Genomic DNA, 23,629 nt, shown 5'->3' with positions numbered 1-23,629 from the left:
CTTGATTCGGGATGACGAATGGCAGGAAACGACTGGTAATTGCCGTTCCCCGGCTGCTGGCCGCGGCCTAATTCTGGCTTGCCGAGCTAACCGTCGCAACCACCGGCTTCGGCACCAGTGCCTCCGCCGCAACAACGCGCTTCGATGCGCTCGATGAAATCGTTTTTTCCAGCGCTGCGACCTGCGGGCAATTTTTATCACAAACCCGCTGCGCTTCGGAAAGCTTTTCGCGCGCCAATTCGAGCGCGCCCTTGTCGGCGAGCGCTTCGCCCTGCCCGGTCAAAGCGACGATGTCATTGGGTTCCAGAACCAGCGCCTCGCGATACAGGCCGATTGCCTTGCCCGGCAGCCCCTGTACGCGCGCGACCTGCGCCAGCGCGATGATTGCCGAGCGGTTTCGCGGATCCGCGGCGAGCGCCGATTCATAGTAATCGACCGCCAGGTTGAGATCGCCAGCTTCCTGGGCCGTCTGGCCTTGCTGCTGGAGCGCGATCGAACGTGGGAGGATGTCGTTGTCGGCGCGCTGGGCATCAGATGCCGTGGGCAGGCTAGCGAGGATTAAACCCGCAGACAGAGCCAGAAAACCGACGCGCATCGCATTCTCCCATCTTTTCATTGCGGGGATGCTAACATGGCGCTGTCAGTCGTGCGAGAAAAAATCCGTCGCACCCGTCGTGCTTCGGGGCGAACAGAAAACCGCCGCCCGCAGCGCGCCCAACGCCGTCGGGCAGATAGCCGGTATCGGCGGTCCAGCCGCGATGGCGGGTCAGAAAATCATCCACCTGTGCGCGCCCCTCGCGAGCGATGATCGAGCAGACAGCATAGAGCAGTTTGCCGCCCGGCGCCAAAAGCGCTGCACCGATGTCCATCAGTTTCGCCTGATCGGCGACATGCCGGTCCAGCCGCGCCGGGGTCGAGCGCCAGCGAAGTTCGGGGCTGCGCCGCCATGTGCCGCTGCCCGAACAGGGCGCGTCGACGATGACGCGGTCAGCCTTGCCCATCCGCTCAGCGAGCATCGCGCGTTCCTGCCCCGGGTTGAGCAGCAGCGTTTCGATTCCCGTCGCGCCGGCGCGGTGCGCGCGTGGGGCCAGCTGCTGAAGCCGCGCGCGGTTGGTGTCGCAGGCGAGGATGGCGGCTTCGTCGTTCGTCGCCGAAGCGATGGCGAGCGTCTTGCCGCCCGCGCCCGCGCACAGATCGATGACAACCTGCCCGGCTTCGGCGCCGAGCGCGGCGGCGGCATATTGGCTCGCCGCGTCCTGGACTTCGAACTGCCCCTCCGCATAGGCGCCATGCTGGACCGCGGCGGTTTCGCCCGGCAGGCGCCAGCCGTCGGTGAGGCCGTGGATCGCTTCGCCGTCGGGGAAAATCATCGCCAATTCGTCGCGGCTCGAGCGCAGGCGGTTGGCGCGCAGGTCAAGCGGCGCGCGGGCGAGCATCGCGGCGTGCTCGGCCTTGCCGACCAGCGGATCGAACAGTTTGATCAGCGCAGGGGTGGCGAGCCCGGTTTCGGCGCGCACTTCATCGGCACCGACCGCGGCCGGGCCGTAAGAGGCGCCGTCGAACAGCGCGGCAAGTTCCGCGTCGGTATCGGCGAGAGCGAGCATTGCGGCGCGACCGGACGCCGGCGCCGAACGCACGGCGCGGATCGCATCATAGACGAGGCCGCGGATCGCGCGGCGGTCCTTCGACCCCGCATAGCGGCGGGCACGCATCGCCTCGGCAAAGATCGCGTCAGCGGGGGGGCCGCCGTCGCGCGCAGAGGCGGCGATGACGTCGAGGATCTCGATGGCGGTCTGGACGCGGGCGGCGGGGGTCATAATCTGTCTTTACTTTCGTCATTGCGCGCGGAGCGAAGCAATCCAGAGCGGATACATGACTATGGATTGCTTCGCTCCGCGCGCAATGACGAAGCGAAAAATTCAACCCGCTGGATAATTCGGTGCCTCGCGGGTGATCGACACGTCGTGGACATGGCTTTCGCGCAGGCCCGCGTTGGTGATCCGCACAAATTTGGCGCGGTCGCGGAAATCGGCAAGGGTGCGGCTGCCGGTATAGCCCATCGCGGCTTTCACGCCGCCGACCATCTGATGGATGACGTCCTTGGCGGGTCCCTTGAACGGCACCTGGCCCTCGATCCCTTCGGGTACCAGCTTCATCTGGTCCTTGATGTCCTGCTGGAAATAGCGGTCGGCGCTGCCGCGCGCCATCGCGCCGACGCTGCCCATGCCGCGGTAGCTTTTATAAGTGCGGCCCTGGAACAGGAAGGTTTCGCCCGGCGCCTCGGCGGTGCCGGCGAGCAGCGAGCCGACCATGACGCTCGAAGCGCCCGCCGCCAGCGCTTTGGCGATATCGCCCGACGTGCGCAGGCCGCCGTCGGCGACGATCGGGATATTCTGTTTCGACGCAGCCTCGACGCTGTCGAGGATCGCGGTGAGCTGCGGCACGCCGACGCCCGCGACGATCCGCGTCGTGCAGATCGAACCCGGACCAATACCAACCTTCACCCCATCCGCCCCCGCATCGATCAGCGCGCGCGTGGCGTCGCCGGTCGCAACATTGCCCGCCAGCACCTGGACGCGGTTCGACAGTTTCTTGATCTTGGCGACCGTCTCGCCCACCATCTTGCTATGGCCATGCGCGGTATCGACGACGATCAGGTCGCATTCGGCGTCAAGCAGGGCTTCGGCGCGCTCAACCCCTGAATCGCCGGTGTTGGTCGCAGCGGCAACGCGGAGGCGGCCGCTGCTGTCCTTGGTCGCCTCCGGAAAATTGACCGCCTTTTCCATATCCTTGACGGTGATCAGCCCGATGCAATGATAATCGTCATCGACCACCAGCAACTTTTCGATGCGGCGCTGGTGGAGCAGTTTGCGCGCCTCGTCCTGGCCGACGCCGGGACGCACGGTCGCCAGATTGTCGGCGGTCATCAACTCGCGGACCGGCTGGCCCGGATTGGCTGCGAACCGCACGTCGCGGTTGGTGAGGATGCCGACGAGCTTGCCGCCCGGTTCGACCACGGGAATGCCCGAGATCCTGTGCTGGTCCATTAGCGCGGTGGCATAGGACAGCGGTGCATCGGGGGTGATGGTGATCGGGTTGACGATCATCCCGCTTTCAAAGCGCTTGACCTGCCGCACCGCGGCGGCCTGTTCTTCGATCGTCAGGTTGCGGTGCAGCACGCCGATGCCGCCGATCTGTGCCATCAGGATCGCCATATCGGCCTCGGTCACGGTGTCCATCGCCGACGACAGGATCGGGATGTTCAGGCTGATCTCGCTGGTCAGCTGGGTCGAGAGGATCGCGTCGCTGGGCAAGATTTCGGATGGGCCGGGCACCAGCAGCACATCGTCAAAGGTCAGACCGGTCGTGATTTCCATCGGGGCCACTTTCTGGTGCGGGCGGCGCCTGTCCCGCATTTCGGGGCGGCACGCGCGATTCGTTTGGTGGCGGCCCATGTAACCAGTCGGCCCCGCGCGCGCCAGTGGGCGGCGCATGATTATTTCGCGGCAGATGTTTCCGTCGCCTCGACGGTGAAGCGGCTGTTGTCCAGTCGCAGTTCGTCGCCGCAATGGCTGCACGCGACGACCATGTTCAGGTCGTGACCGCACGGGCGGTGAGTGAGCAGTACCGGCGGCCCGCGCTCGTCCGAGAACCAGCGATCGCCCCACTGGAGCAGCGCGAGCAGCACAGGATAAAGGTCGCGGCCCTTGGCGGTCAGCCGATATTCGAAGCGGTCGCCGCGGTCGGAATAGGGCACGGCCCGAATGATACCCTGTCGGTTCAGGCGATCGAGGCGCCCGGTCAGGATGTTGGTCGCCATCAGCGTGTCGCGCTGGATGTCGTCGAAGCGGTTGATGTGCGTGAACATCGCGCGGACGACCAGCGTCGCCCAGCGATCACCGAACAGCTCGATCATCGTGTCGACCAGCGGTCGCCGGCCGGGCCGACGCGCGCCGATATCGCCGTTGAAGCGGCGACGCTCATACTGCGGGACGACCTGCGCCAGCCCCGGCCCTTCGCGCCAGTCGACGTCGCGCGGGTCGATTTCGGCATGGCAATGCGCACAGGTCGGCACCGGCTCGGTCGCGTGGCCGCACGTCGCATGGTGCAGCCGGACTTGGAAGTCGCGGCTATCGGCCTCCCATTTATGCTGCCAGCGCAGCATCATCAGGCCGTTGGGAAACTGGTCGCGGCCTTTTTGGGTAAGCATATAGTGAAAGCCGCGACCGGCCTTGCGCGGCACTTTCGCCAGGCAATCTTCCTCGACCAGCTTTTTCAGCCGCCCGTTGACCACCGAGCGCGCGAGACCCGTGCGCGCAACAAATTCGTCGAAGCTATGGATGCCGAGCAGCGCCTGTTCCATCAGCAGCAGCACCGGCACGTCGCCGACCACCTCGAGCGCGCGCCAGATCGAACAGGCCCTTATGGTGCGATCGTGCTGCAAGCTTTGGCCATCCTTCCGTCCATGCCGCCCCTAAACGACGATCGGGACACCGACAAGGCTGGCAGGAGGGCGGCGCACCGCCCTCCCCCCGGTTTAGAAGCGCCCCGTCAATTGCACCGCGATCGTCCGCGGCCGATCGACGATGCCGTTATAGGCATTGCCGGCATTGCGCGTGATCGTCGTGGCCAGAGGCATCGAGCTGGCGGTTTGCAGGATACGCTGGTTGGTCAGATTGCGCCCGATCAGCGCCACTTCCCACCGGTTGTCGATCTGCCCGAGGGCCAACCTGGCGCCCAGCTTGACGTAGCCATCCTGATGCGTGCGCGGATCAAGGTTCGCCGACGCGATGTATGACGACGAGAAGTCCGCGTTGATGTTGAACGCCACCTTCATGTCGCTGCTGATCGGGGTCGTATAATCGAGGTTGAGGTTGCCCGACCATTTTGGCGACAGCGCATTGCGCAGCCCGGTATAGTCGCAGAAACCGCCCGGCCCCGGCGTCTGCAGATAATAGCATTGGCCCGACGTGAAGTTGGTGAATTTGAAGTCGAGATAGGCGACCGCACCGCTGATCGTCAGCCCGTCGGCGATCGCGGCGCGGAAATCGGCTTCGACCCCCTGCGTGCGGGCGCCTGCGGCATTGCGGACGTTGAAATTGAGCGTGCCGTCGAAGATGTTGACCTGCAGATCCTTGTACGTAGTGCGATAAAGCGACAGGTTGAACGCGACATTGCGGCCCTTGTATTTCAATCCCGCTTCGTAATTGTCGGCGCTTTCATCCTCGAACTGGAATGCGCCGGGCTTGGCGACCGTGGTCGAACCCGGCAGCGAGTTGGAGCGAATGTCGAAACCGCCCGCCTTCGTGCCGCGCGCGAACGAGGCGTAAACCATCAGATCGTCGGTGGCGTCGAACTGGACGTTGACCATCGGGTTGAAGCTGTCTTCGCTCAGCTTGCCCGAAATGCTGTGCGCCTCGATATTGAGCGCGCGGAACGTCCCGGCGACGACCAGCGGATTGAAGGTGTTAAGAGGCCCGCGCACAATCGCCAGCGCGCGACTGCCGCTCTTCTTCTCATGGTTGAAGCGCGCGCCCGCGGTGATGCGGAAGCGTTCGCTCAGCGCCAGCTCGCCTTGCGCGAACACCGAGATCAGGTCCGACTTCTGCGAATAGACACGGTCGTTGCGGGTGTCGCCGATCGCGTTGAACGGCGGCCCCAAAGCGAGGAAGGTCGAGTTGAACAGCACCTGGTCGTCAACATCGAGCTTGGCGTGCTGATAATAGGCACCCGCGATATAGTTGAACGCCTCTCCCCCGGGCGATGCCAGCCGCAGTTCCTGCGAAAATTGCCGGTAATCTTCCTGCAAATTGGTGCCATCGAGGAAACTGATCCCCGAAAAATCGACATCGACGATCTCGCGCGTCTTGTAATCGAGCAGCGAGCTGACCGAGGTCAGTGTATGCTCGCCGATCTCCAGGTCGGCATTGAGCGTCGCGCCGAACACCTTGTTACGGCTCTGATAGCCATTGTCTTCGCGGACATAATCGGGGTTGGTGCTGACGAAAAACGGTCCCTGAAAGACCGTATTGTAATTACCGACCGCGCCGAACACGTCGCGCGGCTGACCTTCATTTCAAAGTCGGCATATTCGAGTTTGAGCTCGGCAGCGAAGGGGCCGCCGCGATCGAACTCGAGCTTGCCGCGGAAATATTTCTCATCGACATTCGGCTCGTCGCGATCGAGCTTCGCGTTGTAGAAATAGCCGTCCATTTTTCGGTAATAGCCGACGACGCGCGCCTCGACGCCTTCGCTCAGCGGTCCGGACAGCACCCCGGTCAGCTGCAATTCCTTGTGATTGAATTCGTACAACCCGCTCACCGAACCTTCGAATTCGTCGGTGGGGCTGCGCGTCGTGATGTTGACCGCGCCCGCGATCGCATTTTTGCCGAACAAGGTCGGCTGCGGCCCGCGCAGCACCTCGACGCGCTCCATGTCGACGAGCGGAAGGCGCGACAGCTGGTCGCGGCCGTAATAGACGCCGTCGACGAACATCGCGACCGACTGTTCGAAGCCCTTGTTGTCACCCGAGGCGATGCCCCGTATCGCGATACGATTGGCGATCGCGGTCTGGGTGATCTTCAGGTTCGGCACCGAGGAGGAAATCTGTTCGAGGTTGGTCTGGCCGTAATTTTCGGCTTGCTTGCCGCTGATCGCCGAGATCGAGATCGGCACGTCCGACAGCCCTTCGGCTCGTTTTTGCGCGGTGACGATGATTTCTTCGAGCCCGCCCTGATCGTCAGCCGGCGCGTCCTGCGCAAAAGCCATACTGGGGCTCGCGAGCGCCGATGCAGCGAGCAGCGAAACAAAATAGCTCTTCATAAGGATCCTCCCACGCAGCATCGTCTTGGCGACCACCGCCCGCGATGTTTTTCTTGCCTTGCGACTCATAAGAGCTTTAAGTATCGTTATGCAAGTCAGATAATTTGAGAGGATATTTGGTGCCGCGACACGGCCTTTCCCCCGCGCTGACGCGCAACCTGCGCCTGCCCGCGATTGCCGCGCCGATGTTCCTTGTTTCGGGGCCGGAGATGGTCATCGCGTCATCGCGCGCCGGGATGATCGGCAGCTTCCCTGCCCCCAATGCGCGGAACTCCGAAGACCTTGAGGATTGGGTGAGCCGCATCGATGCGGCGCTATCGCACGATCCCGATGCCGCCGCCTGGGCGGTCAACTTGGTTGTCCATCCGTCGAACAGCCGCCTGCCCGAAGACCTCGCCTGCGTCGTCCGCCACAAGGTTCCGCTGGTCATCACCGCGCTCGGCAGCCCGGCACGGGTGGTCGACGAAATCCACAGCTATGGCGGGCTGGTCTTCGCCGATGTCAATTCGGTCGGCTTCGCGCGCAAGGCCGCGGCCGCAGGAGTCGATGGCCTCGTGCTCGTGGCTGCGGGCGCGGGTGGGCATACCGGCGCGACCGCGGGCTTCGCGTTCGTCGAGGAAGTGCGGCAGTTCTGGGACGGACCACTGGTGCTCGGCGGGGCGATCTCGACCGGCCATGCGGTCCGCGCGGCTGAAATTTTGGGTGCCGACCTCGCCTATCTCGGCACGTCGCTGATCGCCTGCGCCGAGAGCATGGCGGTGCCGGGTTACAAGGACATGATCGTCGCCGCGGGCGCCGAGGATATCGTGCCGTCGAGGGGGATCACGGGGGTTAGCGCTAACTGGCTGAAGCCCAGCCTGATCGCCGCAGGCTACGACCCCACGAACATGCCCGAGGACAAGCGCCCGAACTTCTCCGATGCACAGGACGACGCGAAGGCATGGAAGAATGTCTGGTCCGCCGGCCAAGGCGTCGGCACGGTGCGCGGCGTCGAGCCCGTTGCCGCGGTCGTCGACCGCCTTGTTTCCGAATATGATGCCGCCGCCGCTCGGCCGCGCTTTGCCCCCGCCGAAGGAGCCCTCGCATGACCGCCCAACTTGTCGAGACGATCGAAACGACGATCCAGCCGAACGATCATCCCTATATGAAGGGCGCATGGCGACCCACCTACAACGAATGGAACGCGATCTTCGCCAATGGCGAGGCCGAGGTGATCGGCATTATCCCGACCGACATCGACGGCGTTTATGTTCGCACCGGTGAGAACCAGATCCACGAGCCGATCGGGCGCTATCACCCGTTCGACGGCGACGGCTTGATCCATGCGATCTCGTTCAAGGACGGCCGCGCCAGCTATCGCAGCCGCTTTGTCCGCACCAAGGGATTTGCGGCCGAGAAGGAAGCCGGGCGGTCGCTGTGGGCGGGCCTCATGGAACCGCCGCACAAATCGACACGCCACGGCTGGGGGGCGCAGGAGTGGCTAAAGGATAGCAGCTCGACCGATGTCGCGATCCACGCGGGCAAAATCATTTCGACCTTCTACCAGTGCGGCGAAGCCTATCGGCTCGATCCTTTCACGCTCGAGCAGTTTGGCACCGAAAGCTGGGTGCCGCTCGACGGCATTTCGGCGCATTGCAAGATCGATCTTGCGACCGGCGAGCTTATGTTTTTCAATTATTCGAAGCATGCGCCCTACATGCATTATGGCGTCGTCGGGCCGGACAACAAGTTGAAGCATTATATCCCGGTGCCGCTGCCTGGACCGCGGCTGCCGCACGATATGGCGTTCACCAAAAACTACACAATCCTCAATGACATGCCGCTCTATTGGAACGAAGAACTGCTCGAAAAGCGGCTGCATGTCGTACAGTTTCATCCCGACCAGAAGACGCGCTTTGCGATCATCCCCCGCCACGGGCAGCCGGAGGATATTCGCTGGTTCGAGGCTGAGCCGACCTACACGCTGCATTGGCTCAATGCGTGGGAGGAAGGCGACGAGATCATCCTCGACGGCTATTATCAGGAAGAGCCGATGCCGAAATCCTATCCCAATGCCCCAGAGGGCTTGGAGCGTATGATGGCGTATCTTGATCAGGGGCTGCTCAAGCCGCGGCTGCACCGCTGGCGCTTCAACCTCGCGACGGGCGAGACCAAGGAAGAGCGGCTCGACGAGCGCGACCTCGAGTTCGGGATGTTCAACCATCGCTATGCGGGCAAGCCCTATCGTTACGCGTATAGCGCGATCCCCGAGCCGGGCTGGTTTCTGTTCCGTGGGCTGGTCAAGCACGACCTCGCGAACCGCACGAGCGAAGAATATGAATTCGGCCCCGGCCGCTTCGGCAGCGAAGCGCCCTTCGCGCCGCGCATCAACGCCAAGGACGAGGACGACGGCTATCTCGTCTCGTTCATCGCCGACCTCGAAACCGACAAGTCCGAATGTGTGCTGATTGACGCCAAGAATATCGCGGCGGGGCCGGTGTGCCGGATCATCCTTCCCGAGCGCATCTGTTCGGGAACGCACAGCGTGTGGGCGAGCGGCGACGATATCGGCATGGGTCCGAACAGCGTATTGACCGCCTGACGTGATCGTCGCTGGAGAGGAGAAGCGGCAGCGCCATCGGGAAAGCGGCTGGTGGGGCGATCAAACCTTCGCCGATCTGTTTGCGGCCAATGCAGCCGCGCATGCGGGCCGCCTCGCGCTGGTCGATGCGCCAAACCGCGCTGAATTTGCTTTTGGCGAACCTTTACGGCTGACCTACGCTGAACTGTTGGCGGAAATCGACCGGCTTGCGGGCGCCCTTGTCGTTGCCGGAATCGGCAAGGACGATGTGCTGCTCGTTCAGCTTCCCAACATCAGCGAGTTCGTCGCACTCTATTTCGCCGCGGCAAAGATCGGCGCGATCGTCAGTCCGGCGGCGGTGCAATATCGTAGCCATGAGCTGAAGGGCATGATCGGCGTGGTTGAGCCCAAAGCCTTCGTTTGCGCGACGCAGGTCAAGGGCTGCGACCATGTCGGCGTCGCGGCGCCCCTGCTCAACGGCATCGCGCTGATGACCTTCGGCCCCGACGCCCACGCCAATGCGCTCGATCTCGCGACGGCAAAGGGAGACGCCGACGCACTCGCTGCGCATGTTGCCGCCAACCCCGTCGACGCGGACGATATTTTCACGATTTGCTGGACGTCGGGCACCACCGGCGTCCCGAAGGGCGTGCCGCGCAGCCACAATCACTGGATCGCGGTCGCGGGCGCTGGCTACGAGGCGATGAAGGTCGGCCCGGGCGATGTGCTACTCAACCCCTTTCCGCTCATCAATATGGCGAGCATCGGCGGCATCACGATGTGCTGGCTTACGAGCGCCGGGACGATGGTGCTGCACCATCCTTTTGACCCCACCATCTACCTCAAACAGATCGCCACCGAGCGGCCGAGCCTGACGATCGCGCCGCCAGCGGTGCTCAATATGCTGCTCCAGAATGAGGCGCTGCTCGCATCGGTCGACCTATCGAGCCTGCGCGTCATCGCATCGGGCTCGGCGCCGCTCGCGCCCGCAATGGTGCGCGGTTTCCAGGAAAAGCTCGGCATCATCATCGTCAACGTGTTCGGCTCGAACGAGGGGATGAGCTTCATCACCGGCGAAGGCGACATGCCCGACCCCGACAAGCGCGCGAGCCTGTTCCCGCGTCGCGGGCAGTATCAGCGACCCTATGGCGAAGGCCGCGCACCCAATATCGAAAGCCGCCTCGTCCCGCCCGGCGGCGGCGATGCGATCGAGAGTGACGGCGTATCGGGCGAATTGCAGATCCGCGGCCCGTCGCTATTCGAAGGCTATCATAACGCCCCCGAACAGACTGCCGCCGCCTTCACCGACGACGGGTGGTTCCGCACCGGCGATCTGTTCGAGATTGCCGAAGGCGGCGACTTCTATCGCTTCGTCGGGCGCTGCAAGGATCTCATCATCCGCGGCGGGGTGAACATCTCGCCCGAAGAGATCGACCAGTTGCTCGGCGGACATCCGCTGCTCGCCGAGGCGTGCGTTTTCTCGCTCCCCGACCCGACGATGGGCGAGCGCATCGGCCTCGCCTACGTCCCACGAGGTGACAACGACGTCGGCTTGCCCGAGGTGACCGACTATCTGCGCGAAAAGGATCTGGCAGTGTTCAAACTGCCCGAACGCCTGTTCCGCTTCGACGCACTCCCGCGCAACGTCACCAACAAGGTGATGCGCACCGAGGTGCGTGCGCAGGCGATCGCAACTTTGGAAAAGGGAGCCTGACATGGCGAAGGACGTCTTCATCCTGGGCGGCGCGCAGAGCGATTTTGCGCGCAACATGGAACGCGAGGGCGGCGGGCTATTCGAGCTGTTCCGCGATGTTGCCGAGGCAGCTTTCGCCGCGACGGGCATCGAACCCAAAGAGGTCGAAACTGCGCACGTCGGCAATTTCGTCGGCGAATTGTTCGCGGGGCAAGGCCAACTCGGCGGATTCTTCGGCCATGTCCATCCCGACCTCGCAGGCATCCCGGCGTCGCGGCACGAGGCGGCTTGCGCTTCGGGCAGCATCGCGATCCTCGCCGCCGCCGCCGAGATCGAGGCCGAACGCTATGGCCTCGCGCTCGTGCTCGGCATCGAACTGATGCGCAACGTCCCCAGCCAGCGCGCCGCTGAATATCTCGGCGCCGCGGCCTGGGCGGGGCGCGAGGCGCAGGAAGCACGATATCTGTGGCCGTGGATGTTTGCGCGCGTTGCCGAGGAATATGACGAACGCTTCGGGCTCGACCGCGCGCATCTCCGCGGCATCTCCGCCAATAATTTCGCCAACGCGAAGAGGAATCCCAACTCGCAAACGCGCGGCTGGGCGATGACTGACGATCATCTCGGCGAGAATGACGCGGTCAACCCACTGATCGAGGGTAGCCTGCGCAAGTCCGATTGCGGGCAGGTCACCGACGGCGCCGCTGCGATCTTTCTCGCCTCGCGCGAGGTCGCGGAGGCCTATGCCAAGCGGCGCGGAATCCCGATCGACAGCATTCCGCGGATAAAGGGCTGGGGCCATTCGACAGCTCCCCTCCTCTATTCGACCAAGGTCGCGGGCAGCCGCGGCGAGCCTTACGTCTTCCCCAGTGTGCGCAAGGCGATGATGGACGCGTTGCGCCGCGCCGAAATGCCCGATGTCTATGCCTGCGACGGGGTCGAGGTGCATGACTGTTTCTCGATCACCGAATATATGGCGATCGACCATTTCGGCATCACCCCGCCCGGAGAAAGCTGGCGCGCGGTTGAGGACGGCACCATCGCGCTCGGCGGCAAATTGCCAGTCAACCCGTCGGGCGGCCTGATTGGACTGGGCCATCCGGTCGGCGCGACCGGCGTGCGGATGCTGCTCGACAGCTGGCGGCAGGTGACCGGCAACGCGGGCGATTATCAGGTCGAGGGCGCGAAAAATTTCGGGACCTTCAACGTCGGCGGCAGCGCGACCACCGCGGTCAGCTTCGTCGTCGGCACCTGATTTTGACCGACGTCTATCTTTACGACACTGTTCGCACCCCGCGCGGCAAAGCAAGGCCCGACGGGGGCCTCGCCGGGTTAAGTCCGCAGGAACTGGTGCGCCAACAGGTAGCTGCGCTCGCCGCCCGGTGCGGCGATGTTGCCGCGAGCCCCGATGCGCTGCTGCTCGGCTGTGTCACGCAGAGCGGCGCGCAGGGTGGGCATATTGCGATGCTGGCGAAGCTCCATGCGGGGCTGCCCGATGCCACGGCGGCGCACAGCATCAACAATTATTGCGCCTCGGGCCTGTCGGCGATCGGTCAGGCCGTCGCCAAAGTGGCGAGCGGCGAATCCAGCTGCATTCTGGCGGGCGGAGTCGAGTCGATGAGCGCAACCGCGTTTTTGAGTGACCGCGCCGCGTTTTACTCGGACGACAGCCTCCCCCCTTGCGCGCGCTTTGTCCCGCCCGTTCTCGCCGCCGACCGCCTTGCCAATGCCGAGGGCATCACCCGCGCCGATCTTGATGCGGTCGCCCTCGCCTCGCAGCAGAAGGCCGCCGCCACCGACGCCGACCCCGCGCTCCAAAAGTCGCGCGTCGCCACCGGACCGCTCAGCGGCGAGGAGTGCATCCGTCCGCAAACCACAGCGGAATCGCTCGCCGCCACTCCGGCTGCGTTTGGAGACCTGCAACATCAATATGCCGGTGCACTCGAAGGCGCCACCTTTGCGCCCCTCCACAGCATCGCGCACGCACCGCCGATATGCGACGGCGCGGGGCTCGCGCTGGTCGGCGCCGAAGGTCTTGGCCCCTCTCCCCGCGCGCGCGTTGTCGCATTTGCCGAAAGCGGCGGCGATCCGGCTGCATCGCTGACTGCAGGTTTTGCCGCGATGGACAAGGTGCTGGCGCGTGCAGGACTTACCTTCGCCGACCTCGACCGCATCGAGTTCATGGAGGCCTTCGCCGTCACCATCGCCAAGTTCCTGCGCGACCGCGACGCCGATCCGGCGCGGGTCAATGTCGGCGGCGGGCATCTCGCCAAGGGCCATCCGATGGGGGCGAGCGGCGCAATCCTCATCTCGACGTTGCTCGACGCACTCGATGCGTGCAGCGGCCGATATGGCCTCGTCGTACTGACCGGCGCGATGGGGGTCGGCGCGGCGATGGTCGTCGAGCGTCAATAAAGCCGATTGCGCAAAGCCGCCATTCCGCTATGGGCGGCGCGTGCGGGGTTCGCCCCGCGCAGATCGCGCCGGTGCCCGAAAGGGCTTAAAATGGGAACGCGGTAACGGGGTTCGTCGCGAACCCCCGAAGCCGAGGCTGTCCCTGCAACTGTAAGCGGCGAGCAAGATGCACCGTTCGGGTTTCGGCCCGAACAGCCACTGGGGCAACCTGGGAAGGCGTGCATCAAGCCTTGACCCGCGAGCCAGGAGACCTGCCGGCGTGGGTCGCTCACTGCCAAGGCCCAGGGAAAGGCCGCGGCACGGACGATTCCGTCGAGCGACGACCAAGCGGTGGAACCGCTTCGGTGTCGGGGCCGCAGGCATCTACGCCTCTTGCGACGCCGTCATCGGTCGATCGCGCGCGCGTTTCGGCAGGCTCCGCCTTCGTTGCCGGCGTGCGGGAGTCTCCCATGTTGAAATATTCGAGCATTTCTCTTTTAGCCCTTGTCGCTGCGACGCCCGTCGCTGCGCAGGAAATTCGCAATTCGGACGATATCGTCGTCACCGCATCGGGCATCGCACAATCGCGCGACGAGGTGGGTCAGGCGATTACCGTGATCGACGCCGAAACCATCGAAAGGCGGCAGACGACTGATGTCGTCGACATGCTCGCAACCACCCCCGGCGTCCGCTTCAGCCGCACCGGCAGCACCGGCTCGGTCGCGGGCATCTCGATCCGCGGGGCGGAAACAACGCAGACTTTGGTCCTGATCGATGGGGTGAAGATCAACGACCCCAGCGGCATCGGCGACGGTTATGATTTCGGTCATCTGCTGACCGGCAACATCAGCCGGATCGAGGTGCTGCGAGGGTCGAACTCGGTCGTCCACGGCAGCCAGGCGATCGGCGGTGTCGTCAGCCTGATGACCGCGACCCCCGCAGAGGGTTTCGCCGCCAATGCTGCGGCCGAATATGGCTACAGCGATACGCTCAACGCCAAGGCCGATATGTCAGCCACGGCCGGCTCCGTGTCGGGCGGCATCGGCGGCGCCTATTTCCGCACCGACGGGATCTCGTCGGCGACGGTCGGCACCGAGCGCGACGGATATAAGAATTTCGCTGGCAACGCGCGATTAAAAATCGCGTTCACCGACGCGCTGAGCCTCGACCTGCGCGGCTATTACATCAACGCCGATCTCGATTATGACAGCTTTTTTGGTGCGCCCGCAGATAGCGGCGACGTCGCAAAGCTCGATCAATATGTCGGTTATGCGGGCGTCAACCTCGGCCTGTTCGACGGGCGCTTCACCAGCCGCGCCGCGGTGACCTGGCTGCGCAACGAGCGCGATTATTATTTCGTGCGCGGCACGGCACCCGATTATGGCTATTCGGGAACCAACCTCCGCTTCGAATATCAGGGCGTGGTGAGCCCGGCCGCACAAGCGAAGCTGATCTTCGGATACGAGCATGAGCGCCCCGATTACGACTTCTTCGGCTTTGGTTCGACCGACACTGCGCGTGCCAACATCGACAGCGTCTATGCCCTCGGAATCGTTCAGCCGGTGGCCGGTTTCTCATTGACCGGCGGGATCCGCCACGACGATCACAGCCAGTTCGGCGGTGCGACGACCTTCGGCGCCAACGCCAATTATTCGCCCAATGAGGGCGCGACCAATATCCGCCTGAGTTATGGCGAAGGTTTCAAGGCGCCGTCGCTGTACCAGCTCTATGACAGTTTCAGCGGCAATGCGGCGCTGCGCCCCGAGCAGTCCAAAAGCTATGACCTCGGCATCGACCAGAGTCTGGCGGATGGCCGGGCGATGATCTCGCTGACCGCATTCCTGCGCAACACCATCAACCAGATCAATTACGACAATGCGACCTTCGCCTATGGCAATATCGACCACACTCGCGCCAAGGGCGTCGAGGCTACGCTGGCGTTGCGGCCCGTCGACGCGCTGAACGTCACCGCATCCTACAGCTACACCGATGCACGCGACCGGTCGGGGCGTCCAGCCTTCGAGGGTAAGCGCCTTCCCCGCCGCGCCGAACATGCGGTCAGCCTGTCAGCCGACTATGACTGGTCGTTCGGGCTATCGACCGGCGCGACGATCACGATGGTCGGCGACAGTTTCGATAATGCCGCAAATACGGTGAGGCTCGATGGTTACGCGCTCGCGGGGGTGCGCGCCGCTTTCGCCGTCAGTGAGCGCGTCGAACTTTACGGCCGCATCGATAATCTGCTCGACGCCGATTATGCGACAGCGTTCAATTATGGCACCTATGGCCGCGCCGCCTATGGCGGCATTCGGGCGCGGTTCTGATGAAGGGGGCGCTGTCGGTTAAGCTCGGCAGCGCCGTCTGGATGGGAGACGAAGCATGACCGGTACGCAAAGCAAGCGTCGCTTGACGCCGCGAGCAGCGGCAAGTTGATTGCGTCGATCCGCCTCCTGGCCATGACCGCGACCGCATCGGTCGCGATCGCGGGCGCCCTGTCCGCGACGGTGATCAGCCGTGTTCCTGCGCCAGCCGAAAAGCCCCAGCGCATCGTCTCGATGAATCTCTGCACCGACCAGCTCGTCCTTGCGCTTGCCGATGGCCACCAGATCGCCGGACTGACGCGCAACGCCGTCGATCCAGGCATGTCGGACGCGGCCGCGGCGGCGCAGGGGCTGAAGCTGCTCAGCAACTCGGCCGAACAGATATTAGCGATCGATCCCGATCTGGTCGTCGGCATGCCGGCCAGCGGCAGCGCAGCGCTGACGGCATTGCCATCGGACCGCTATTCATGGCTCGATCTGGAAACCGCGAACCGGCTCGATCAAATCTATCGCACCATCGACCAGACCGCTGCCGCCGTCGGCCATCCCGCACGTGGTACAGTTTTGATCGCCCGAATGGAGCACGAACTTGGCGACATGCCGAAACCGGGACGCGGTCGCGTCGCCGCTTATTATCAGCGGCGCGGCTATCTGACCGGCACCGAAACGCTGGTTGACGAGATCATGGCGCGCGTCGGGCTGGTCAATCTGGCCGGCAAGCTCGGCAAACCGCCACTATCGCAACTGAGTCTTGAAGAAATGGTCGCCGCACGCCCCGATTTCCTGATCGTCGAGCGCGCCACCACCATCATCGACGATCAGGGCAGCGAAATGCTCCACCATCCCGCCCTGTCGGACATCCCGCGGATCGTGGTGCCGGAGGCTTGGACGGTCTGCGGCGGCCCCGCCTACACCAAGGCGGCGCGCAGCATCGCCGCGCAGATCGCGCGGCACGACGGGGACGCGCGATGAAACGCTCCGTCTCACGTCCCTTGCTGATTGGAGTCTTGGCAGCGCTGGCAGTCGTCGCGGCGATCGCCTCCCTATTGGTAGGGGCCGTCAATCTGTCGCTTGGCCGGCTCTTCGCTGCCGCGACCGGCAACGGTGACCATATCGCGTCGATCATTCTCTTCGACCTGCGCCTACCGCGGGCTCTGCTTGCGCTTGCCGTCGGCGCCATGCTCGGCCTCGCCGGCGCCGCGCTACAAGGCTATTTGCGCAACCCGCTCGCCGAACCATCGGTGCTCGGGACATCGAACGCGGCGGCGCTCGGCGCGGTGGCAGCCCTATATTTTGGTCTTGCGCAGATCCATCCGGCGGTTTTGCCGCTGCTCGCCATCGGCGGCGCCCTCCTATCGCTGGGACTGTTGTTCCTGTTGTCCGGCAACGCCGAAAGCCCGCTCACCCTCATCCTCGCCGGTCTCGCCGTCGCGACGCTGGCGGGCGCCGGAATCAGCCTGGCTCTCAACCTGTCGCCGAATCCGTTTGCGGCAATGGAGATCATGACCTGGCTACTCGGCAGCCTCGAAAATCGATCGTTCGATCATTTGTGGGTCGCGCTGCCCTGCATCGCGGTTGGCAGCACGATGCTGTTGTGGGACGGCCGCGCACTCGATGCCTTGACGCTCGGCGAAGACGCGGCGCAGGCGCTGGGGACCGACCTTAAACGCACCCGCCTGCGCCTGCTGCTTGGCACCGCCATCGGCGTGGGCGGCGCGGTGGCGGTGGCGGGCGCAATCGGCTTTGTCGGGTTGATCGTACCGCACCTGGTCCGTCCCCTCACGGACCGTAGCCCGTCGGCGATCCTGCTGCCTTCGGCGATCGGGGGAGCGGCTCTGCTGACTCTCGCCGACCTGGGGGTGCGGATCATCCCAACGACGAGCGAGTTGAAATTGGGCGTCGTCACCGCCTTCTTGGGCGTGCCGGTCTTCCTGCTTCACCTGATGCGGGAGCGGCGCCTATGGTAAGCATAGTCCTCGACCAGGTCGGCGTGACTCTCGGCCGCCGCGCCGTCGTCCGCGACGTGTCCGCCGAATTCGGCCCCGGCACGCTGACGGCCATCGTTGGTCCCAACGGCGCGGGAAAATCGACGCTCGCCCGCGCGATGCTCGCGCTCGTCCCCGTGACAGGGCAAATTCGCATCGATGGCATCGATGTCGCCGCGATGCTGCGCGCCGATCTGGCCCGGCGGATCGCCTATGTACCGCAGGGTCAGCTGCTGCACTGGCCGCTCACCGTAGAACGGTTGGTCGGGCTGGGCCGCCTGCCGCACCTCGCGCCGATGTCGCGGATCAGCAACGCCGATACCGCAGCAATCGAACGTGCGATGCAACGTGCCGATGTGCTCCATCTGCGCGATCGGATCGCGACCGAATTGTCAGGAGGCGAGCGCGCCCGCGCGCTGTTCGCCCGCGCCCTGGCCGTCGAGGCGCCAGCCCTCATTGTCGACGAACCCCTCGCCAGCCTCGACCCCGGCCACCAGATTGACGTCATGGACCTGCTCCGTGCCGAAGCGGCCGACGGCGCGCTGGTCATCGCAGTCCTCCACGATCTGACCCTCGCCGCGCGCTATTGCGACCGGCTGCTACTGATCGACGATGGGCGAGTCGTCGCCTGCGGTACGCCCGCCGAGGTGCTGACCACCGAGCGGCTGTGCGCCGTCTACGGTATCGACGCGCGCGTCGATACCGGCGGCGCTTGGCCGACAATCACAACCGTGGGCCGCTCAGGCCGGTGACGACAATTTCATCAATACCAGCCCGCTGACGATCAGCACCGCAGCGAATATCCGCATCGCGCTCGCCTGTTCGCCCAACACGGCGATGCCGACGACGAACGCACCGACGGCGCCGATCCCGGTCCAGATTGTATAGGCGGTACCCAACGGCAGCGATTTCATCGAAAGCGCCAGCAACGCGAAACTGGCAAATGCCGCCACGAGGGTCACCAGCGATGGGCCAAGCCGGGTGAAGCCATCCGATTGTTTCATCGAAAACGCCCGGACGATTTCGAGAGCGCCAGCAATTGCGAGATATATCCAGGCCATGACAGCCTCCTTTGCATCGGGCCGCCGGGCCATCCCGGACTTGCAATCCCGCGCATGACGCAGGGAGGACGTGGCCTCTTGGTGATTTTACGACCCGGCTGGGGCAACAGGACTCGATATGGTGATCTCAGCATTTCAAACAACGGGTGTGTCGAAAACGGGCCAACGACAGAATCGATGCTTTCCGCCCCGCAAGGGGTGAATATCTATTCATCGATTTCAATGGTTTCTGGCAGGGGCAGTAGGACTCGAACCTACGACCCTCGGTTTTGGAGACCGATGCTCTACCAACTGAGCTATACCCCTAGGCCGGAGTGCGCCACTAGCCGGATTGCAAGGATGGGGCAAGGGGGATCACGGCTTGCGCGCGCGCAGCCGCCTGATATGCGCAAATTCGCATGACATCTGCCATCGCCCCTTCCACCGCCGCACCGCAAAACATCCTCGGCGGTATCGCGCTGCGGCTGCTGGCGATGGCCAGCCTGTCGCTGATGTTCGTGGTGGTCAAATATGTCGATCGCGCGGGCATCCATATTGTCGAGAGCCTGTTCTGGCGGCAGGCGCTGGTGCTGCCCTTCCTGCTGCTGTGGTTAAAGGCGACCGGGGGTTTTGCATCGCTCAGGACGAACCGCATCAGCGCGCACGCGCGGCGGATGCTGATGGGACTGACCGGAATGGCGTGCAATTTCGGCGCGATGATCCTGCTACCGATGGCCGAGGCGACGACGATCAGCCTGTCAGTGCCGATCTTTGCGGTAATCTTCGCCGCGCTGCTGCTTGGCGAAGCGACGGGTTGGCAGCGTTGGAGCGCGGTGATCATCGGTTTTGTCGGCGTGCTTGTGGTGCTCGATCCATTCGCGAGCTTTGCGGGCGGATTCGACGGCGCACATGGCGTCGGCACCCTCGTCGCGCTGGCGGGTGCGATCATGACCGCGCTGATCACGATTGCGGTGCGCGATCTTGGCCGCACCGAGCATGCCGCGACGATCGTGTTCTGGTTCAGCCTGCTGTCGATAGTTCCGCTGGGCATCGCCCTGCCCTTTGTCATCACGCCGCATAACGGCCACGAGTGGCTGCTGCTCGTCGCCTTGGGTTTCCTTGGCGCCGTTGCGCAACTGTCGCTGACCGGCGCGCTGCGCCTCGCCCCCGTCGCGGTTGTGATCCCGATGGATTATTCCAGCCTGCTTTGGGCAATTGCAGCGGGCTGGTGGTTCTTTGGCACCCTGCCCGCCGACACGACATGGGTCGGCGCGCCGCTGATCGTTGCGTCGGGGCTGTTCATCGCCTGGCGCGAGCATCGCCGCCATATCAACCGACCGAAGGAGGTTGCCGCATGACGCGTCCGATTTTGTACCACTGCCCCGACGCCCGTTCGCTGCGCTGTCTGTGGGCGGTCGAGGAGACCGGGATTGATGTCGACCTGCGCGTCCTGAAATTCCCGCCGCGCGCCTTCGAGCCCGATTATCGCGCGGTGAACCCGCTGATGACGATCCCCGGTTGGATCGAAGACGGGCGGCTGATGACCGAGTCCGCCGCGATCTGCGAACGCATCGCCGAAGGCACGCCGCTCGAGGTGCGCCGCGACGAGGTCGATTTTTGGGATTATCGCAACTGGCTGCACCGCAGCGACGCGACGCTGACCTTCCCGCTTGCAATCATGATCCGTTACACGCGGGTCGAGGCCCCCGAACGGCGGCTGACGCAGGCGGTCGACGATTACAAGGCCTTCTTCGGCGGCCGTGCCAAGAGCATCGAGGCAGCGCTGGGCGACGGGCGCGAGTGGCTGGTCGCGGAGCGGTTCACGATTGCGGATATTGGGATCGGATATGCTGCGTTTCTCGCGACGACGCTAGGGGCCGACGATGTGCTCGGCGAGGCAACCAAGGCGTGGCTGGCACGGTGCTTGGCGCGCCAGGGTTTTGTGCGGGCTCGCGAGCGGCAGAAGGTTTAGCGGCTGAGGCGGCTTGAGAGTGGGGGCGGACAATTGCCTCAATCTTCGCTCCAGCGAAGGCAGGGGCCGCAAGCGGCCTATTCGTGCGTCGCTGCACAAATCGACAGCGAGCCTCACCTTCGCGGGGGCGACGGCTGGCGTTCGGGCCGCTAGCAGACCATCAATTTACCATCCGCGCATACCCCGCCCAATACGGCGCCCGCAAATCCTTGCGCAGAATTTTCCCGCTCGCGTTCCTCGGCAGCGCGTCGATGACATCGACGCTGCGCGGGCATTTGAAGGGCGCGATGCGGTCGCGCGCCCAGGCGATGATGTCGGCTTCTTCGACCGTCATGCCAGGCTTGGCGACGCAAACGGCTTTCACGCTCTCACCCCATTTGTCGTCGGGGATTCCGAACACCGCGACCTCCTGCACCGCGGGGTGGCCGAAGATCGCGCTTTCGACTTCGGCGGGATAGATATTTTCGCCGCCCGATATGATCATGTCCTTCATCCGGTCATGGATGAACAGATAGCCGTCTTCGTCGAGGTAGCCAGCGTCGCCGGTGCGGATCCAGCCGTCGGCGCTGACCGTCTTGGCGGTCGCCTCCGGCAAGTTCCAGTAACCCTGCATGTTGTTCGACGACCGAGTCACCACCTCACCGACATCGCCGACCGGCATCTCCTCGCCATCGGGGCCAAGGATCTTGATCTCGACCCCCGGCAGCGGCTTGCCCGCCGAGCGCATCCGCGCATTGCCCGCCGGATCATGGTCTTCCGGCGGCAGCATCGAGATAGTGCCGGTGGTTTCGGTCATCCCATAGGCTTGAATGAACTGCGCCCCGAACATCTGGATGCACTGGCGCAGCAATTCGAGCGGGATCGGCGCGGCGCCATAGAGGATATATTTGAGGCGGCTGTAATCGACGCTGGCGCAGCGCGGGTGCATGAGCAGGAATTGCAGCGCCGCGGGAACCATGAAAAAGCGCGTCACGCCATGCTGCTCGACCGCGTCGAACACCCCGTCGGGATTGAATTCGGCGAGAATGACGCCGGGCAGCCCGGCAGCGAGCGCCATGATGCCCAGCCCGGTGCCGCCGATATGCGCGCACGGCATCGCGACCAGCACCGCCTCGTCGTCGTCCCATTTGGTATAGGGCATGTCGAGGTCGCTGGAATGTTTGCGCAGCGCGAACAGGTTGCGGTTCGACAGCACCGCGCCCTTGGGATTGCCGGTCGTGCCCGATGTATAGAGCTGGAGCACTGCATCATCGATGCCCGATGGCGCGAAGGCCGTCCGCGCCGCCCCATCCATCATCGCCCGCGCCTCGGCTGAGCTGACAATGGCGGGCGCATGGTCGAGCTTGCCGGCAAGCTGATCGGCGAGCGTGTCGAACCCCGGTCCGGCGAACACCATCTTTGCCTGCGTATCGTTCACGATGAACGCCCATTCGGTCGGCGACAACCGCCACCCGATCGGCGCCATCACGATCCCGGCGCGCGCGGCGCCGTAGAAGAGGATGAAATAAAGGTCGCTGTTCTTGCCGATCCAAGCGATCCGGTCGCCCTTTTGCAGCCCCGCTGCGAACAGCGCCGAGGCGACCTTCGCGGTCGCTTCGTCGAGTTCGGCATAGGTATAAACGCGATCTTCCTCGCGCAGTGCTACGCGGTCGGCGCGCTCGCTGGCCCAATGGGTCAGGAATTCGTCGAATGTGAAAAGCTCCGAAACGTCGCGGGGCATGAAATATCTCTCCTCGAATCGCATCTTTTGCGTGCAATTGGGGAAAGGCTAGCGGCTGCGCGCGGCAGGTAAAGCGGCGATCACCTACCCTGCTACCGGCATCAGGTGCGGCGAAAGCACAGCATCAGATTGTTCGCGGGCATCGCGCGGCGTGCGGCAAAGGGCAGCCCGACCGCTGCAGCGGCCGCCTTGACGTCATCGACGTCGCGTAGCCCCCACTTGGGATCACGCATCCGCAGGCTGGCATCGAACGCCAGATTGCTATCCGCCGTCGGCACGTCGGGTTCGAAATAGGGGCCATATAGGATCAAAGGCGTGCCGGGCGCCAGCGACCGCGCCGCGCCCGCAAACAGCCCCAGCGTCGCCTCCCATGGGCTGATATGCACCAGATGAGATAGTCATTTCGAGATTCCGAGCAAATTCAAGGCAGTCGCTCTACTATTGTGGTCCGGCCGGTAGAACCCAGCGACTACCCACCCTGTCCTGACTTCCGAATTGCTCGTTTCGATGTGGTCACGCCTTGGTAAAGTCGGTTCAAAAATCGCGCCCACCGTCCGCCCAGATCGCAATTTCCGCGTCCAACCAACCGAACGGTCACCGTAATCGCCGAAATGGGGTGGATAGCTGCCGTTCTCGGCAACAGCAAAACGCCGCCAGTGTTTCCACTCGCGGCGCTTTAGCCATCTGCGAGGGTAGTCAGGCGTAAGAGACGGTAACTTTCTGCCTCCGCTGCACTGCGCATTGCCCCGCCAATAAAACCAAAACCAATAAGCATCATCGCCCATGTCGTGGGTTCAGGTACGGCTGCGGACACTTCTGAAATGGTCAAAGTGCTTCGACCCGTTACTATGCCAGAAAAATTGAAGGTTCCCGTATTGAACACCGGCTGACCGTTAACGAACGAAAATAGGTCCGTCCCGCCAAATTGGGTAAATCCCAGCCCGGGAGCATTTATGTTCAATGCCGCGAGGATGTCGCCTGAGCCGAAGTTGATGTTTCCGGTTCCGGCGACTCCGTTGAATGTTCCAGCGACATTGTCAAAAAAGATCTGGCTGCCACCAAGCAACGGCTGATTGTTCACACGATCAGGGATCACAGGATCGACTTCGAGTGTGTGGCATTTCT

19 protein-coding genes, 1 tRNA gene, 2 pseudogenes and 1 riboswitch are annotated in these 23,629 nt (G+C 63.9%); of the genes and pseudogenes, 11 read left to right on the top strand and 11 right to left on the bottom strand.

What is annotated here, in order from left to right; genetic code table 11:
* Nucleotides 1-67: 67 nt before the first annotated feature.
* The 6 genes and pseudogenes from IPF76_RS11990 to IPF76_RS11965 all read right to left on the bottom strand — a co-directional run.
* On the bottom strand, nucleotides 68-595 hold the full coding sequence (locus IPF76_RS11990) for a tetratricopeptide repeat protein (RefSeq protein WP_293844134.1): 528 nt from the start codon (nucleotides 593-595) through the stop codon (nucleotides 68-70).
* 31 nt (nucleotides 596-626) lie between these two features.
* Nucleotides 627-1,817, bottom strand: a complete 1,191-nt coding sequence (locus tag IPF76_RS11985; RefSeq protein ID WP_293844131.1) for an RsmB/NOP family class I SAM-dependent RNA methyltransferase — start codon at nucleotides 1,815-1,817, stop codon at nucleotides 627-629.
* A 102-nt stretch (nucleotides 1,818-1,919) separates the two neighbouring features.
* Nucleotides 1,920-3,377, bottom strand: a complete 1,458-nt coding sequence (guaB, locus tag IPF76_RS11980; protein WP_293844127.1) for an IMP dehydrogenase — start codon at nucleotides 3,375-3,377, stop codon at nucleotides 1,920-1,922.
* A gap of 119 nt (nucleotides 3,378-3,496) precedes the next feature.
* Nucleotides 3,497-4,444 carry a winged helix-turn-helix transcriptional regulator gene (locus tag IPF76_RS11975; RefSeq protein WP_293844124.1) on the bottom strand — a complete coding sequence of 316 codons (948 nt, stop codon included), beginning with the start codon at nucleotides 4,442-4,444 and terminating at the stop codon, nucleotides 3,497-3,499.
* A gap of 93 nt (nucleotides 4,445-4,537) precedes the next feature.
* Nucleotides 4,538-6,055, bottom strand: coding sequence for a TonB-dependent receptor (locus IPF76_RS11970; protein WP_293844121.1), 1,518 nt, complete (start codon nucleotides 6,053-6,055; stop codon nucleotides 4,538-4,540).
* Between the two features lie 371 nt (nucleotides 6,056-6,426).
* Nucleotides 6,427-6,768: pseudogene (locus tag IPF76_RS11965) on the bottom strand (TonB-dependent receptor plug domain-containing protein); the annotation flags it as partial.
* Between the two features lie 173 nt (nucleotides 6,769-6,941).
* Between IPF76_RS11965 and IPF76_RS11960 the strand changes: the two are divergent.
* The 9 genes from IPF76_RS11960 (at nucleotide 6,942) to IPF76_RS11920 (ending at nucleotide 18,524) form a co-directional block, all read left to right on the top strand.
* The gene (locus IPF76_RS11960; RefSeq protein ID WP_293844118.1) at nucleotides 6,942-7,910 is read left to right on the top strand and encodes a nitronate monooxygenase; all 969 of its coding nucleotides are present in this window, start codon (nucleotides 6,942-6,944) and stop codon (nucleotides 7,908-7,910) included.
* Nucleotides 7,907-9,403: a carotenoid oxygenase family protein gene (locus tag IPF76_RS11955; RefSeq protein ID WP_293844115.1), complete on the top strand. Its 1,497-nt coding sequence runs from the start codon at nucleotides 7,907-7,909 to the stop codon at nucleotides 9,401-9,403. The genes IPF76_RS11960 and IPF76_RS11955 overlap by 4 nt, the downstream gene beginning before the upstream one ends.
* A gap of 1 nt (nucleotide 9,404) precedes the next feature.
* Complete coding sequence (locus tag IPF76_RS11950) at nucleotides 9,405-11,096, top strand: class I adenylate-forming enzyme family protein (protein WP_293844112.1); 1,692 nt, start codon at nucleotides 9,405-9,407, stop codon at nucleotides 11,094-11,096.
* Nucleotide 11,097: 1 nt separating this feature from the next.
* A complete protein-coding gene (locus tag IPF76_RS11945; RefSeq protein WP_293844109.1) occupies nucleotides 11,098-12,327 on the top strand; it encodes an acetyl-CoA acetyltransferase in 1,230 nt (409 codons plus the stop codon).
* 2 nt (nucleotides 12,328-12,329) lie between these two features.
* Nucleotides 12,330-13,487, top strand: coding sequence for an acetyl-CoA C-acyltransferase (locus tag IPF76_RS11940; RefSeq protein WP_293844106.1), 1,158 nt, complete (start codon nucleotides 12,330-12,332; stop codon nucleotides 13,485-13,487).
* 52 nt (nucleotides 13,488-13,539) lie between these two features.
* A riboswitch (cobalamin riboswitch) is annotated at nucleotides 13,540-13,761 on the top strand.
* Nucleotides 13,762-13,936: 175 nt separating this feature from the next.
* The gene (locus IPF76_RS11935; RefSeq protein WP_293844103.1) at nucleotides 13,937-15,790 is read left to right on the top strand and encodes a TonB-dependent receptor; all 1,854 of its coding nucleotides are present in this window, start codon (nucleotides 13,937-13,939) and stop codon (nucleotides 15,788-15,790) included.
* 132 nt (nucleotides 15,791-15,922) lie between these two features.
* Nucleotides 15,923-16,759, top strand: a complete 837-nt coding sequence (locus tag IPF76_RS11930; protein ID WP_293844100.1) for an ABC transporter substrate-binding protein — start codon at nucleotides 15,923-15,925, stop codon at nucleotides 16,757-16,759.
* The gene (locus IPF76_RS11925) at nucleotides 16,756-17,754 is read left to right on the top strand and encodes an iron ABC transporter permease (RefSeq protein ID WP_293844097.1); all 999 of its coding nucleotides are present in this window, start codon (nucleotides 16,756-16,758) and stop codon (nucleotides 17,752-17,754) included. Before IPF76_RS11930 ends, IPF76_RS11925 begins: the two co-directional genes overlap by 4 nt.
* Entirely contained in the window at nucleotides 17,748-18,524 is a 777-nt protein-coding gene (locus IPF76_RS11920) for an ABC transporter ATP-binding protein (RefSeq protein ID WP_293844094.1), read from the top strand. The genes IPF76_RS11925 and IPF76_RS11920 overlap by 7 nt, the downstream gene beginning before the upstream one ends.
* Here IPF76_RS11920 and IPF76_RS11915 read toward each other — a convergent pair.
* Together IPF76_RS11915 and IPF76_RS11910 are read right to left on the bottom strand one after the other, a co-directional pair.
* Entirely contained in the window at nucleotides 18,513-18,833 is a 321-nt protein-coding gene (locus IPF76_RS11915; RefSeq protein WP_293844091.1) for a multidrug efflux SMR transporter, read from the bottom strand. The two genes, IPF76_RS11920 and IPF76_RS11915, sit on opposite strands and share 12 nt — an antisense overlap.
* Nucleotides 18,834-19,063: 230 nt before the next feature.
* A tRNA-Trp gene (locus tag IPF76_RS11910) sits at nucleotides 19,064-19,139 on the bottom strand.
* A gap of 92 nt (nucleotides 19,140-19,231) precedes the next feature.
* Between IPF76_RS11910 and IPF76_RS11905 the strand changes: the two genes are divergently transcribed.
* Both IPF76_RS11905 and IPF76_RS11900 read left to right on the top strand, forming a co-directional pair.
* Nucleotides 19,232-20,170 (top strand): DMT family transporter, encoded by a 939-nt coding sequence (locus tag IPF76_RS11905; RefSeq protein WP_293844088.1) that lies wholly within the window; start codon nucleotides 19,232-19,234, stop codon nucleotides 20,168-20,170.
* A complete protein-coding gene (locus IPF76_RS11900; protein WP_293844085.1) occupies nucleotides 20,167-20,784 on the top strand; it encodes a glutathione S-transferase family protein in 618 nt (205 codons plus the stop codon). Before IPF76_RS11905 ends, IPF76_RS11900 begins: the two co-directional genes overlap by 4 nt.
* A 160-nt stretch (nucleotides 20,785-20,944) precedes the next feature.
* Here IPF76_RS11900 and IPF76_RS11895 read toward each other — a convergent pair whose 3' ends face one another.
* The 3 genes and pseudogenes from IPF76_RS11895 to IPF76_RS11885 form a co-directional block, all read right to left on the bottom strand.
* Nucleotides 20,945-22,504, bottom strand: a complete 1,560-nt coding sequence (locus tag IPF76_RS11895; protein ID WP_293844082.1) for a fatty acid--CoA ligase — start codon at nucleotides 22,502-22,504, stop codon at nucleotides 20,945-20,947.
* A 101-nt stretch (nucleotides 22,505-22,605) separates the two neighbouring features.
* Nucleotides 22,606-22,896: pseudogene (locus tag IPF76_RS11890) on the bottom strand (DUF938 domain-containing protein); the annotation flags it as partial.
* A gap of 284 nt (nucleotides 22,897-23,180) precedes the next feature.
* The gene (locus IPF76_RS11885; protein WP_293844079.1) at nucleotides 23,181-23,600 is read right to left on the bottom strand and encodes a PEPxxWA-CTERM sorting domain-containing protein; all 420 of its coding nucleotides are present in this window, start codon (nucleotides 23,598-23,600) and stop codon (nucleotides 23,181-23,183) included.
* Nucleotides 23,601-23,629 lie beyond the last annotated feature (29 nt).

This window comes from Sphingopyxis sp., assembly GCF_016704835.1.
Taxonomy (GTDB): Bacteria; Pseudomonadota; Alphaproteobacteria; order Sphingomonadales; family Sphingomonadaceae; genus Sphingopyxis.
Note: the sequence above shows the minus strand (reverse complement) of the source record. Positions and strands in the feature narration are given on the sequence as shown.